Genomic DNA, 12,339 nt, shown 5'->3' with positions numbered 1-12,339 from the left:
ACGGTGCGTCAGGAGGCGGTCTGCTTGGCGTAGATGGCCTCGATGTCGGCCGCGTAGTCCTTGGCCACCACGTTCCGCTTCAGCTTCAGCGAGGGCGTCAGATGCCCCGACTCCTCGGTGAACTGGATCGGCAGGATACGGAACTTGCGCACCGACTCCGCCTTGGACACCGCCGCGTTGCCGTCGTCCACGGCCGCCTGGATCGCCGCGTTCAGCTCCGGGTCGTCGCGCAGCGAGTCGGCCGTGGAGTTCGCCGGCTTGCCGTGCTCGGCGGCCCAGCGGCCGAGGAACTCCTCGTCGATGGTGACCAGCGCGCCCACGAACGGCCGCCCGTCGCCCACCACCATGCACTCCGCGACCAGCGCGTGCGCCCGGATACGGTCCTCGATCACGGCCGGGGCGACGTTCTTGCCGCCCGCCGTGACGATGATCTCCTTCTTGCGGCCGGTGATCCGGAGGTAGCCGTCCTCGTCCAGGGTGCCGATGTCCCCGGTGTGGAACCAGCCGTCGGCCAGCGCCTCGGCGGTCGCGTCCGGGTTGTTCCAGTACTCCTTGAACAGGTGCTCGCCGTGCAGCAGCACCTCGCCGTCGTCCGCTATCCGCACGACCGAGCCGGGCAGCGGCTGGCCGACCGTGCCGATCTTCTGCCGGTCCCACGGGTTGAACGCGGTGGCCGCGCAGGACTCCGTCAGGCCGTAGCCCTCCAGCACCGAGAAGCCGATGCCCCGGAAGAAGTGGCCGAGCCGCTCGCCCAGCGGAGCGCCGCCCGAGATCGCGTACTCGCCCCGGCCGCCGAGCACCGCGCGCAGCTTGCCGTAGACCAGCTTGTCGAAGACCTTGTGTTTGAGCCTCAGCTTCAGCGACGGGCCCGCCGGGGTGTCCAGCGCGCGGCTGTAGGCGATGGCCACGTCCGCGGCCTTGTCGAAGATCGCGCCCTTGCCGTCGGCCTGCGCCTTGGCCCGCGCGGTGTTGTAGACCTTCTCGAACACGCGCGGGACACCCAGGATCAGGGTCGGCCGGAACGCGGACAGCTCGTCGGTGAGGTTCTTGATGTCCGGGACGCAGCCCAGCTTGATCGGCGCCATCATCGGCGCCACCTGCACCAGCCGCCCGAAGACGTGCGCCAGCGGCAGGAACAGCAGCACCGAGCACTCACCGGTACGGAACAGCGGGCGCAGCCGCTCCACGATGTTGCCGCACTCCGCGAAGAAGCTGCGGTGGGTCAGCACACAGCCCTTGGGGCGCCCGGTGGTGCCGCTGGTGTAGACGATGGTCGCCGGGTCGTCCGCCTTGGCCAGCGAGCCGCGCTCGGCGACCGTCGCGTCGGAGACGTCCTGCCCGAGCCGCGTCAGCTCCTCCAGGCCCCCGGCCTCGATCTGCCACACGTGCTTCAGCGCCGGCAGCGAATCGCGCACCGAGTCCACGGCGGCCGCGTGGCCGTCCAGCTCCACGAAGGCGGCGGTCGCGCCCGAGTCGGAGAGAATCCAGCGCACCTGCTCCGGCGAACTCGTCTCGTACACCGGCACGGTGACCGCGCCCGCGCTCCAGATGGCGAAGTCCAGCAGGGTCCACTCGTAGCGGGTGCGGGACATCAGGCCGACCCGGTCGCCCGGCTGCACACCGGCGGCGATCAGGCCCTTGGCGGCCGCGTGCACCTCGGTGAGGAACTGCCGGGCCGTCACGTCCTGCCAGGCGCCGCCGACCTTGCGCGCGATGACGGCGACGTCCGGATGCTGAGCGGCGTTTCTGCGGACGATGTCCGTCAGGTTGCCGTCGGCGGGGACCTCGTACAGAGCCGGAAGGCTGAACTCGCGCAAAACTGCTGCTCCTCGGGGCGGGTGCTCGGGGGGTCCCGCCTGCCGGGGTGTTCTCCGGAGCACGACCGGACTGCCCGGACGTTACCCGCCGGTATGACCTCTGGGACAGGGGGTCCGTGCCAGATGTTCGCTGCGTCACACGGGATAACCCTCTTGGGCGCACAGTAGTCCACCTCTTGACCAACGGGCGAGTAACCGCAGGCCAGACGGGCCACTGTTCACGTAGACCGCACACCTCTACCCTTGATCGCCATGGCTTCCACACCCGCCCGCGGCCCCCGGACCCGCGTCCACGTGATCAGCGACGTGCACGGGAACGCCCGTGATCTCGCGCGGGCCGGGGAGGGCGCCGACGCGCTGATCTGCCTCGGCGACCTCGTCCTCTTCCTCGACTACGCCGACCACTCGCGCGGCATCTTCCCCGACCTGTTCGGCGCGGAGAACGCCGACCGGATCGTCGAACTGCGCACCGCCCGCCGCTTCGAGGAGGCCCGCGCCTTCGGCCGGAAGCTGTGGTCGGGCATCGGCACCGACCGGGACGCCGCGATCGAGCAGGCAGTACGCCGCCAGTACGCCGAGATGTTCGCCGCCTTCCCCACCCCGACCTACGCCACCTACGGCAACGTCGACATGCCGCCCCTCTGGCGGGAGTACGCCCAACCGGGCACCACCGTGCTGGACGGCGAGCGGGTGGAGATCGGCGGCCGCGTCTTCGGCTTCGTCGGCGGCGGCCTGCGCACCCCGATGCGCACCCCGTACGAGATCGACGACGAGGAGTACGCGGCGAAGATCGAGGCCGTCGGCGAGGTCGACGTCCTCTGCACCCACATCCCGCCCGAGGTGCCGGAACTGGTCTACGACACCGTCGCCCGCCGCTTCGAGCGCGGCAGCCGGGCCCTGCTGGCCGCCATCCAGCGCACCAAGCCGCGCTACTCCCTGTTCGGCCACGTCCACCAGCCGCTCGTCCGCCGGATGCGGATCGGGGCGACCGAGTGCGTGAACGTGGGGCACTTCGCCGGAACCGGCAAGCCGTGGGCGCTGGAGTGGTGACGGCGGGCCGGGGGCGGCGCGGTAGCCTTCACGCTGCACACACGTGCGCACCCCGCGCGTGAGACAACGTCCGGCCGCATCTGGAGGAGCCACGGCGATGGCGGAACACACCAGTTCGAGCATCACGATCGAGGCGGCCCCGGCCGATGTCATGGCGGTGATCGCCGACTTCTCCCGCTACCCGGACTGGACCGGCGAGGTGAAGGAGGCCGAGGTCCTGGAGACCGACGGCCGTGGCCGCGCCGAGGAGGTCCGCCTCGTCATGGACGCGGGCGCCATCAAGGACGACCAGACCCTCGCCTACACCTGGACCGGCGAGCACGAGGTCTCCTGGACCCTGGTGAAGTCCCAGATGCTCCGCTCCCTGGACGGCAGCTACCTGCTCAAGCCCGCGGGCGCCGGGTCCACCGAGGTCACCTACCGCCTCACGGTCGACGTCAAGATCCCCATGCTCGGCATGATCAAGCGCAAGGCCGAGAAGGTCATCATCGACCGCGCCCTGGCCGGCCTGAAGAAGCGCGTCGAGACGGGTTCCTGACCCCGGCCCGTCCCCGCCGGGGGCTGCGGCTCCGTTACCGTTCAGCCTCATGCGTACCCTCCTGATCACCGGGCCGGGCGGCAGCGGCCGCACCAGCGTCGCCGCCGCCACCGGGCTCGCCGCGGCCCGCACCGGCGCCCGCGTGCTCGTGCTCGGCGCCGACCGGGCCGACACGCTCGGCGCCGCCCTCGGCACGGTGACGGGACCCACGCCCACCGAGGCCGCCGAGAACCTCACCGTCTGGCGCCCCGACGCCGGCGCCCGCTTCCGCGAGGACCTCACCGCCTTCCAGCACCGCGCCGGAACCGTCCTCGACCTGCTCGGCGCCTCCCGGCTCGACGCCGAGGAGGTCACCCCGCTGCCCGGCGCCGAGGAACTCTCCGTACTGCGCGCCCTGCGCGACGCGGCCCTCTCCGAGCGCTACGACCTGCTCGTGGTGGACCTCCCCCCGCTGCCCCAGGCCCTCGCCCTGCTCGCGCTGCCCGAGGAACTCCGCCGCTACCTGCGCCGCCTCCTGCCGCCCGAGCGCCAGGCCGCCCGCGCCCTGCACCCCGTCCTCGGCCGCCTCGCCGGGGTCCCCATGCCCGCCGACTGGCTGTACGAGACGGCCGCCCGCTGGGACCTGGAACTCGCCGCCGTCGAAGCCGTCGTCGCCGACAAGGGCACCACCGTCCGCCTGGTCGCCGAACCCGGCCCGGCCGGGGAGGACGCCGTACGGACGGCGACGCTCGGCCTCGCCCTGCGCGGACTGCGCGCCGAGACCCTGATCGCCAACCGCGTGCTGCCCGAGTCCGCCGACGGCACCTGGCTCGCCGGCCCCTTCGCCCAGCAGCGCAAGACCCTGGCCGACTGGGCCCAGGACCACGACGTGCACACCGTGCCGCACCTCGGCCACGACCCGCGCGGCACCGACGACCTCACCGCGCTCGCCCCGCCCGCCGTCAACCCCGCGCCCGACCCCGTCGAGTGGCCGGTCACCGACCGCCTCGCCGAGGACGGCACCCTCGTCTGGCGCCTCCCGCTGCCCGGCGCCGTACGCGACGACCTCGACCTGATCCGGCGCGGCGACGAACTCGTGGTCACCGCCGGGCCCTTCCACCGGATCGTCGCCCTGCCCTCCGCGCTGCGCCGCTGCACCGTCGCCGGGGCCGCCCTGACCGACGGCGAGCTGTGTGTCCGGTTCGCGCCCGACCCCGCGCTGTGGCCCGGCACGGGACGGTGAACGGACTGCGCCGTTCGGGTAACGTCGAAGACGCGAACCGTAGTCAGGAGCCCGCCATGAGCGAAGAGCGCCCCGCACCCCAGCCCCCCGAGGAGCCCGAAGCTCCCGAAGCGCCGCGCATGGGCGACGCCGACGCCTGGGCCACCGCCACCGCCGAGGACCTGGCCGCCGAGAAGGCCCGCCGCCGCGGCACCAGCCCGCCGCCGCCCGGCACGGCCGCCGAGGAGCTGCGCCGGCTGATGGACTCCGTGGCCGACAAGCTCTCCGGCCTGCAGTCCCCGCTGCTCGGCGCGGTGGCCGGGCCCGCCGCCCAGCAGGCGGTGCGCCAGATGGTCCAGCAGGCCAAGGCCGCCGTCGAGCCGGTCGTCGAGCGCAATCCCCAGGTCTTCGACCACCTCGCCGCCGCCGGCAGCGAGCTGCTCGCCGCCTACCGCTCGGCCGTCCAGGCCCAGGAGCAGCGGTGGACCACCGGCCCCACCCCGCCCCCGGCCGACCCCCCGCCCACCGGCCGCCGCGACCCAGGTGAGGGCACCGGACCGGGCGAGCGCATCGACCTGGACTGACGGTCTGTCCCGGTGGGGCCTCGGGTACCGTTGGCCCTAGCGGGGCTCGACCGGAACTGAGGGATTCATGGGACTCACCATCGGCGTCGACATCGGCGGCACCAAGATCGCGGCCGGCGTGGTCGACGAGGAAGGCAACATCCTCTCGACCTTCAAGGTGCCGACCCCCAGCACGCCCGAGGCCATCGTGGACGCCATCGCCTCGGCCGTGGAGGGCGCGCGTGCCGGACACGACATCGTCGGCGTGGGCATCGGTGCGGCCGGCTACGTGAACCGGCAGCGCTCGACCGTGTACTTCGCGCCCAACATCGACTGGCGCCAGGAGCCGCTCAAGGAGAAGGTCGAGGCCCGTGTGGGTCTCCCGGTCGTCGTGGAGAACGACGCCAACGCGGCCGCCTGGGGCGAGTACAAGTTCGGCGCGGGCAAGGGCCACCGCAACGTCATCTGCATCACGCTCGGCACCGGCCTGGGCGGCGGCATCATCATCGGCAACAAGCTGCGCCGGGGTCACTTCGGCGTGGCCGCCGAGTTCGGCCACATCCGGATGGTCCCGGACGGCCTGGCCTGCGGCTGCGGCTCGCAGGGCTGCTGGGAGCAGTACGCCTCCGGCCGCGCCCTGGTCCGCTACGCCAAGCAGCGCGCCAACGCCACCCCGGAGAACGCGGAGATCCTGCTGGGCCTCGGCGACGGCACCCCCGACGGCATCGAGGGCAAGCACATCTCGGTGGCCGCCCGCCAGGGCGACCCGGTGGCCGTGGACTCCTACCGCGAGCTGGCCCGCTGGGCGGGCGCCGGTCTCGCGGACCTGGCCTCGCTGTTCGACCCCTCCGCCTTCATCGTGGGCGGCGGCCTCTCGGACGAGGGCGAGCTGGTCCTCGACCCGATCCGCAAGTCCTACAAGCGCTGGCTGGTCGGCGGCAACTGGCGCCCGGTCGCCGACGTCATCGCCGCCCAGCTCGGCAACAAGGCGGGCCTGGTCGGCGCGGCGGACCTCGCCAGGGAGCCGGACCCGGTCATGTAAGTGACCTCGGTTGTCCCGACTCAGGGGCGCGGGGAACTGCGCGACAAGCCACGACGGACCGGCAGTCGCAAACGATCCCCGCGCCCCGAGTAGGTTGATCACATGCCATCCCCGTTCCCCAACTCCCGTACGGAGTCAGACGGTTCCGCGGTCATCAGGGTTCTCAGCTACAACATCCGCTCCCTGAGGGACGACGTCGACGCCCTGGCAAGAGTGATCAACGCCTGCGCCCCCGACGTACTCCTCCTCCAGGAAGCCCCCCGCTTCTTCCGCTGGCGCAAAAAGCTGGCCCGCCTCGCCAAGGCCACCAACCTCGTCTACCTCACCGGCGGAGCCCCCGCAGCCGGCCCCGCGATCCTCTGCTCCCTGCGGGCCACGGTCGAGCACACCGAGGACATCCTGCTGCCCCTCACCCCCGGCCAGCACCGCAGGGGCCTGGCCACCGCGATCGTCCGCTTCGGCAAGGCCCGCGTCGGACTCGTCTGCTGCCACCTCGGCCTGACGAAGGCCGAACGCCAGGTGCAGAGCGGCCTGCTCCTCGACCACCTGGGCAAACTGGGCGTGGACCACGCCGTGATCGGCGGCGACCTCAACGAAGGCCCGGCCGGCCCCGCCTTCACCCAGCTCGCCGAAGCCCTCCAGGACGCCGCGACCCTAGCCCCCCGGGGCGGCACGGACACCTTCCCCGCCGAGGCCCCGGCCCGCCGCATCGACGCCGTCCTCGCCACGAACGGCATCGAGGTGCTGGCCTGCGGAGTCCCCACCGACCTCCCCGGCGTCACCGGAAGCGACCTGAGGGCGGCCACGGACCATCTCCCGGTCCTGGCCGCCCTCAGAATCCCCGCGAGCGCCTAGCGATGCTCAGACGACGGCCCCCCGGCCGGGGTCGTCGTCGCCGTCGTCGTCCGTGCGCATCCGGGTCACCAGGGTGACGAAGCCGCCGAGGAAGCCGCCGATGGCGAGGGTCGTCAGCCACCAGGTCATCTCCCAGCCCAGCAGCACGGCGAGCAGCAGCAGGACCGGCCCGCCGACCACCCCGAGCCAGGCGAACTTGGCGGTGGTGTCGGCGACGGGCAGCGGGGGCGGCTCGGGCGGTACGAAGTGACCCTCGCCGTCGTCATCGTCACCGTCGTCGGAAGGCTCGGCCGGAGTGTGGTCGCGCGGGCCGACGCCGGGCGCGAAGGTGACCGAGCTGCCCAGCGGCCGTACCGGCGCGGGCTTCTCGTCGGTGCCGTCCGACTCGGACTCCGACTCTGCTTCGGGTTCCGGGTCCTTCTCCAGCAGTGCGAGGTCCTCGATGGCGCGGAACGGCCTGGAGCCGGGCGGGTCCGGCGGCTCGTCGCCGTACCCCGCGACGATGGCACGCCAGGCGGCGTCCTCGTCGAGGGGCGTGCCGTGTTCGTCCGGCTCGCGGCCCTCGCGGTCGGAGTCGTGCTCAGCCAACGGGGGCCGTCCCTTCCTTGCCGACACGGGGAGCGAGCCGGTCGATGAAGGCGAGGCTCTCCTCGACGATCCGGTCCGCGTCATGGTCCAACGTCGCCACGTGGTAGCTCTGTTCCAGCACGCTCTCGGTTACGTCCGTGGAGGACATCCGGCTCAGCACCCGCGCCGAGTCGGCCGCCGGGACCACATGGTCCACCGCGCTGCGCAGCAGCAGCAACGGCTGCGTGACCTGCGGCAGCTCACCGTCCAGCACCCGCAGGAAGCGGCGCAGGGAGTGGGCCGCGTGCAGCGGGACCCGGTCGTAGCCCAGCTCGGTGGTGGCGCCCTTGGCGATGTCGCTGGCGATGCCCTTGGTGGCGGGCACCAGGTGCCGGACCACGGGCAGGGCGTGCGCGGCGAGTCCGTGCACCCGGTTCGCCGGGTTGACGACGACCACACCGGCCACCCGCTCACCGTGCTTGGCGGCCAGCCGCAGCGCGAGCGCGCCGCCCATCGACAGCCCGGCCACGAACACCCGCTCGCAGCGCTCGGCGAGCTGCCACAGTTCACGGTCGACGTGCGCGTACCAGTCCTCCCAGCCGGTGGCCCGCAGGTCCTCCCAGCGGGTGCCGTGACCGGGCAGCAGGGGCAGCGACACCGACAGGCCGTGCGCGGCGAGGTGCTCCGCCCAGGGGCGCAGCGACTGGGGCGAGCCGGTGAAACCGTGGCAGAGGAGAACCCCCACCTCCCCGCCGTCGTGGCGGTACGGCTCGGCTCCGGGAAGGACCGGCACCTTTGGGGCTCCTGTTCCGGTATGTGGATCTCTGGGGAGTGCGGTACGGGCGGATGTGCTTCACCGTACGCGACCGCGTCGCCACCGACCAGGGTCGTCGGCGCCATCGGCGGCGGTCCGGGTTAAGGTCTGTGCGACGGAATCGGGAGGCACGTGGGTGTTGTACGGCACGATGAAGGTTGCCATCGGAGGGCCGCTGAAGGTCGCCTTCAGACCCTGGGTCGAGGGGCTGGAGAACATCCCGGCCGAGGGGCCCGCCATTCTGGCGAGCAATCACCTGTCCTTCTCGGACTCGTTCTTCCTGCCCACGATGCTGGACCGCAAGGTCACCTTCATCGCCAAGGCCGAGTACTTCACCACCCCCGGACTCAAGGGACGGCTGACGGCCGCCTTCTTCAAGGGCGTCGGGCAGCTCCCCGTCGACCGCTCCGGCGCGCGGGGTGCGGGCGAGGCCGCGATCAAGAGCGGCATAGAGGTGCTGGAGCGCGGTGAGCTGTTCGGCATCTATCCCGAGGGCACCCGCTCGCCCGACGGCCGCCTCTACCGGGGCAAGCCCGGCGGTCTGGCCCGCGTGGCGCTGGCCACCGGGGCGCCGGTGATCCCGGTGGCGATGATCGACACCGAGAAGATCCAGCCGCCCGGCAAGGTCATGCCGAAGCTGATGCGGCCCGGTATCCGGATCGGCAAGCCGCTGGACTTCAGCCGCTACCACGGCATGGACCACGACCGGTTCGTGCTGCGGGCGGTGACGGACGAGGTCATGTACGAGATCATGAAGCTCTCCGGCCAGGAGTACGTCGACATCTACGCGACCGCCGCCAAGCGGCAGATCGCGGAGGCGGCGAAGGCGGCGAAGGAAGCCGGCAAGGCGGAGAAGGCGGAGAAGACCGGGGCGTAGCGACCCGGCTCGGGGGAGGCGGGGGCGCCGTGGCCAGGGGTGGGCAAGTCATGCGGATGTCGGTCGAGCTGCCGCTGTGGCGCGCGCTCACCGGCTACCGCGTCCTGACCATGCTGTACGCGATCGGTCTGGGCGCCACCGCCTACACCCACTTCGTCCGCCCCTGGCTGGCCCTCGCCTACTACGCGCTGCTCGTCGTCTGGACGCTCGCCACCGTGACCCGGGTGACCGGTGCGGCCCGCTGCACCCGGCGGTTCCTCGCGGCCGACCTGGCCGTGGCGGTCCTCGGCATCCTGCTCACCCCGCTCGCCGACGATCCGCACCGGATCGCGGACGGCGGTCCCACCCTGCCGTCGATATGGACGGCCGGCGCGGTGCTGGCCTTCGCCCTCAAGGGCGGCTGGCGCTGGGCGGCCGGCGCCTCCACGGCGGTCGCCGTGGCCAACCTGGTCGAGCGCGGCGCCCCGGCGCGGGACACCGTGCACAACGTGATCCTGGTCTGGGTCGCCGCCATCGCCATCGGCTACGTGGTCGAGGTGGCCCGCGCCTCCGAGCGCACCCTCGCCCGCGCCCTGGAGATCGAGGCCGCCACCCGCGAACGGGAGCGCCTCGCCCGCGACATCCACGACAGCGTGCTCCAGGTGCTGGCCATGGTGCAGCGGCGCGGCGCGGTCATCGGCGGCGAGGCGGCCGAGCTGGGCCGGCTGGCCGGGGAACAGGAGATCGCCCTGCGCACCCTGGTCTCCGGCGGCTTGCTCCCCACCAGTCGCACTCCCGCCGGCCCTGCCTCCGCCGACACCGGCCCGCTCGACCTGCGCTCCCTGCTCGCCCCGTACGCCGGGTCCCGCGTGAGCCTGGCCGAACCGGGGGCGCCGGTCACCCTGGAGGCGACGGCGGCGCGGGAGCTGGCGGCCGCCGTCGGGGCCGCGCTGGACAATGTGCGGCGGCACGCGGGCGAGGAGGCCCGCGCCTGGATTCTGGTCGAGGACGAGCCCGGCGAGATCGTCGTCACCGTCCGCGACGACGGCCCCGGCATCCCCGAGGGCCGGCTCGCGCTGGCCGAGGGCGAGGGCAGGCTCGGGGTGGCCCAGTCGATCCGGGGACGGCTGCGCGACCTCGGCGGCAGCGCGGAGGTGATCTCCGTGCCCGGCCAGGGCACCGAGGTCGAGTTGAAGGTACCGAAGAGCGCCGAGGCGGCGCGGGGGAAGGCGGAACGGCGATGACCGAGCAGGACCCGATCAAGGTGATGGTGGTCGACGACCACCCCATGTGGCGCGACGCGGTCGCCCGCGACCTGGCCGAGTCCGGGCTGCACGTCGTCGCCACCGCGGGCGACGGCGAACAGGCGGTGCGCCGGGCCAAGGCCGCCGCCCCCGACGTGCTGGTGCTCGACCTCAACCTGCCCGCCAAGCCCGGTGTGCAGGTCTGCAAGGAACTCGTCGCCCACAACCCGGCCCTGCGCGTGCTGGTGCTCTCCGCCAGCGGCGAGCATGCCGACGTGCTGGAGGCCGTGAAGTCGGGCGCCACCGGCTATCTGCTGAAGTCCGCGTCCACCGGCGAACTGCTGGACGCGGTCCGCCGTACCGCCGTCGGTGACCCGGTGTTCACCCCCGGCCTCGCCGGACTGGTCCTCGGCGAGTACCGGCGGCTGGCCGCCGAGCCCGCGCCGGCGCCCGAGGCCGGGGCGCCGGGCGCGCCCCGGCTGACCGAGCGGGAGACCGAGGTGCTGCGCCTGGTCGCCAAGGGCCTGAGCTACAAGCAGATCGCGGAGCGCCTGGTCATCTCGCACCGCACGGTCCAGAACCACGTCCAGAACACCCTCGGCAAGCTCCAGCTCCACAACCGGGTGGAACTGGTGCGGTACGCCATCGAGCGCGGCCTGGACGACGACTGATTCACCGGTTTCGCCCTTCCCACCTCGTTGTGTGACCTGTATCACCATTAACGTGGCTGAGTCGGTTACCGCGGCGAAGGGACGGACCATGCGCGTCGGAGTGCTGACCGGGGGCGGGGACTGTCCGGGCCTGAACGCCGTCATCCGGGCCATCGTCCGCAAGGGCGTCCAGGAGTACGGCTACGACTTCACCGGCTTCCGGGACGGCTGGCGCGGCCCCCTCGAAGGCCGGACCGTCCCGCTCGACATCCCCGCCGTGCGCGGCATCCTCCCGCGCGGCGGCACCATCCTCGGCTCCTCGCGCACCAACCCCCTGAATGCCGAGGACGGGGTGCGCCGGGTCCGGGAGAACCTCGCCGAACAGGGCGTCGACGCGCTGATCGTCATCGGCGGCGAGGACACCCTCGGCGTCGCCGCCACCCTGTACGAGGAGCACGGCGTGCCCTGCGTGGGCGTGCCCAAGACCATCGACAACGACCTCTCCGGCACCGACTACACCTTCGGCTTCGACACCGCCGTCAACATCGCCACCGAGGCCATCGACCGGCTGCACACCACCGCCGAGTCCCACATGCGGGTGCTGGTCTGCGAGGTGATGGGCCGGCACGCGGGCTGGATCGCGCTGCACTCCGGGCTGGCCGGCGGCGCCAACGTCATCCTCATCCCCGAGCACCGCTTCGACCTGGACGAGGTGTGCGGCTGGATCACCTCCCGCTTCGAGGCGGCGTACGCCCCGATCGTGGTCGTCGCCGAGGGCGCCATGCCGAGCGACGGGGAGATGGTGCTCAAGGACGAGTCGCACGACTCCTTCGGGCACGTCCGGCTGTCCGGGGTGGGGGAGTGGCTGGCCAAGCAGATCGAGAAGCGCACCGGCAAGGAGGCCCGCACCACCGTGCTGGGCCACGTCCAGCGCGGCGGCACCCCGAGCGCCTTCGACCGCTGGCTCGCCACCCGCTTCGGGCTGCACGCCATCGACTGCGTCCACGACGGCGACTACGGCAAGATGGTCGCCCTCCAGGGCACCCGCATCGTCCGCATCCCGATCTCCGAGGCGACCGCCGAACTGAAGACGGTCGACCCGGAGCTGTACGCGGAGGCCGGAGTTTTCTTCGGGTGACGCC

The 12,339-nt window shown here is 72.6% G+C and carries 13 protein-coding genes; 10 read left to right on the top strand and 3 right to left on the bottom strand.

Features of this window, described 5'->3' with window-relative positions; all coding sequences use genetic code 11:
• Positions 1–8: 8 nt before the first annotated feature.
• Positions 9–1,817: an AMP-dependent synthetase/ligase gene (locus E5083_RS11675; RefSeq protein ID WP_135785568.1), complete on the bottom strand. Its 1,809-nt coding sequence runs from the start codon at positions 1,815–1,817 to the stop codon at positions 9–11.
• Between the two features lie 252 nt (positions 1,818–2,069).
• Between E5083_RS11675 and E5083_RS11670 the strand changes: the two genes are divergently transcribed.
• From E5083_RS11670 to E5083_RS11645, 6 genes are all read left to right on the top strand, one after another.
• Entirely contained in the window at positions 2,070–2,867 is a 798-nt protein-coding gene (locus E5083_RS11670; RefSeq protein WP_135785567.1) for a metallophosphoesterase family protein, read from the top strand.
• Between the two features lie 97 nt (positions 2,868–2,964).
• A complete protein-coding gene (locus E5083_RS11665; protein ID WP_030810292.1) occupies positions 2,965–3,405 on the top strand; it encodes an SRPBCC family protein in 441 nt (146 codons plus the stop codon).
• Positions 3,406–3,454: 49 nt separating this feature from the next.
• Positions 3,455–4,627, top strand: coding sequence for an ArsA family ATPase (locus E5083_RS11660; protein ID WP_135785566.1), 1,173 nt, complete (start codon positions 3,455–3,457; stop codon positions 4,625–4,627).
• 56 nt (positions 4,628–4,683) lie between these two features.
• On the top strand, positions 4,684–5,190 hold the full coding sequence (locus E5083_RS11655; protein WP_135785565.1) for a DUF5304 domain-containing protein: 507 nt from the start codon (positions 4,684–4,686) through the stop codon (positions 5,188–5,190).
• A 67-nt stretch (positions 5,191–5,257) separates the two neighbouring features.
• Positions 5,258–6,211 carry an ROK family glucokinase gene (locus tag E5083_RS11650; RefSeq protein ID WP_031179915.1) on the top strand — a complete coding sequence of 318 codons (954 nt, stop codon included), beginning with the start codon at positions 5,258–5,260 and terminating at the stop codon, positions 6,209–6,211.
• Positions 6,212–6,313: 102 nt separating this feature from the next.
• Entirely contained in the window at positions 6,314–7,066 is a 753-nt protein-coding gene (locus E5083_RS11645) for an endonuclease/exonuclease/phosphatase family protein (protein ID WP_135785564.1), read from the top strand.
• A gap of 6 nt (positions 7,067–7,072) precedes the next feature.
• Here E5083_RS11645 and E5083_RS11640 read toward each other — a convergent pair whose 3' ends face one another.
• Together E5083_RS11640 and E5083_RS11635 are read right to left on the bottom strand one after the other, a co-directional pair.
• Positions 7,073–7,654, bottom strand: a complete 582-nt coding sequence (locus E5083_RS11640; RefSeq protein ID WP_135785563.1) for a hypothetical protein — start codon at positions 7,652–7,654, stop codon at positions 7,073–7,075.
• On the bottom strand, positions 7,647–8,426 hold the full coding sequence (locus E5083_RS11635) for an alpha/beta hydrolase (RefSeq protein ID WP_135785562.1): 780 nt from the start codon (positions 8,424–8,426) through the stop codon (positions 7,647–7,649). Before E5083_RS11635 ends, E5083_RS11640 begins: the two co-directional genes overlap by 8 nt.
• A gap of 160 nt (positions 8,427–8,586) precedes the next feature.
• On the opposite strand from E5083_RS11635, the gene E5083_RS11630 reads away from it, so the two are divergent.
• The 4 genes from E5083_RS11630 (at position 8,587) to E5083_RS11615 (ending at position 12,335) form a co-directional block, all read left to right on the top strand.
• Positions 8,587–9,324, top strand: a complete 738-nt coding sequence (locus E5083_RS11630; RefSeq protein ID WP_037855357.1) for a lysophospholipid acyltransferase family protein — start codon at positions 8,587–8,589, stop codon at positions 9,322–9,324.
• Between the two features lie 50 nt (positions 9,325–9,374).
• Positions 9,375–10,547 carry a MacS family sensor histidine kinase gene (macS, locus tag E5083_RS11625; protein ID WP_425276715.1) on the top strand — a complete coding sequence of 391 codons (1,173 nt, stop codon included), beginning with the start codon at positions 9,375–9,377 and terminating at the stop codon, positions 10,545–10,547.
• Positions 10,544–11,218, top strand: coding sequence for a response regulator (locus E5083_RS11620; protein WP_135785560.1), 675 nt, complete (start codon positions 10,544–10,546; stop codon positions 11,216–11,218). The genes macS and E5083_RS11620 overlap by 4 nt, the downstream gene beginning before the upstream one ends.
• Before the next feature lie 88 nt (positions 11,219–11,306).
• Complete coding sequence (locus tag E5083_RS11615; protein ID WP_135785559.1) at positions 11,307–12,335, top strand: 6-phosphofructokinase; 1,029 nt, start codon at positions 11,307–11,309, stop codon at positions 12,333–12,335.
• Positions 12,336–12,339: the final 4 nt, after the last annotated feature.

It is taken from the genome of Streptomyces bauhiniae (genome assembly GCF_004784475.1).
Lineage (GTDB): Bacteria > Actinomycetota > Actinomycetes > Streptomycetales > Streptomycetaceae > Streptomyces > Streptomyces seoulensis.
The sequence above is the reverse complement of the archived record's forward strand: the minus strand, read 5'-3'. Positions and strand labels throughout refer to the sequence as shown.

Coding starts and splice junctions, on each gene's coding strand:
- macS (WP_425276715.1), top strand. CDS start 9,375: ATGCGGATGTCGGTCGAGCTGCCGCTGTGGCGCGCGCTCACCGGCTAC.
- E5083_RS11665 (WP_030810292.1), top strand. CDS start 2,965: ATGGCGGAACACACCAGTTCGAGCATCACGATCGAGGCGGCCCCGGCC.
- E5083_RS11615 (WP_135785559.1), top strand. CDS start 11,307: ATGCGCGTCGGAGTGCTGACCGGGGGCGGGGACTGTCCGGGCCTGAAC.
- E5083_RS11620 (WP_135785560.1), top strand. CDS start 10,544: ATGACCGAGCAGGACCCGATCAAGGTGATGGTGGTCGACGACCACCCC.
- E5083_RS11670 (WP_135785567.1), top strand. CDS start 2,070: ATGGCTTCCACACCCGCCCGCGGCCCCCGGACCCGCGTCCACGTGATC.
- E5083_RS11655 (WP_135785565.1), top strand. CDS start 4,684: ATGAGCGAAGAGCGCCCCGCACCCCAGCCCCCCGAGGAGCCCGAAGCT.
- E5083_RS11650 (WP_031179915.1), top strand. CDS start 5,258: ATGGGACTCACCATCGGCGTCGACATCGGCGGCACCAAGATCGCGGCC.
- E5083_RS11645 (WP_135785564.1), top strand. CDS start 6,314: ATGCCATCCCCGTTCCCCAACTCCCGTACGGAGTCAGACGGTTCCGCG.
- E5083_RS11660 (WP_135785566.1), top strand. CDS start 3,455: ATGCGTACCCTCCTGATCACCGGGCCGGGCGGCAGCGGCCGCACCAGC.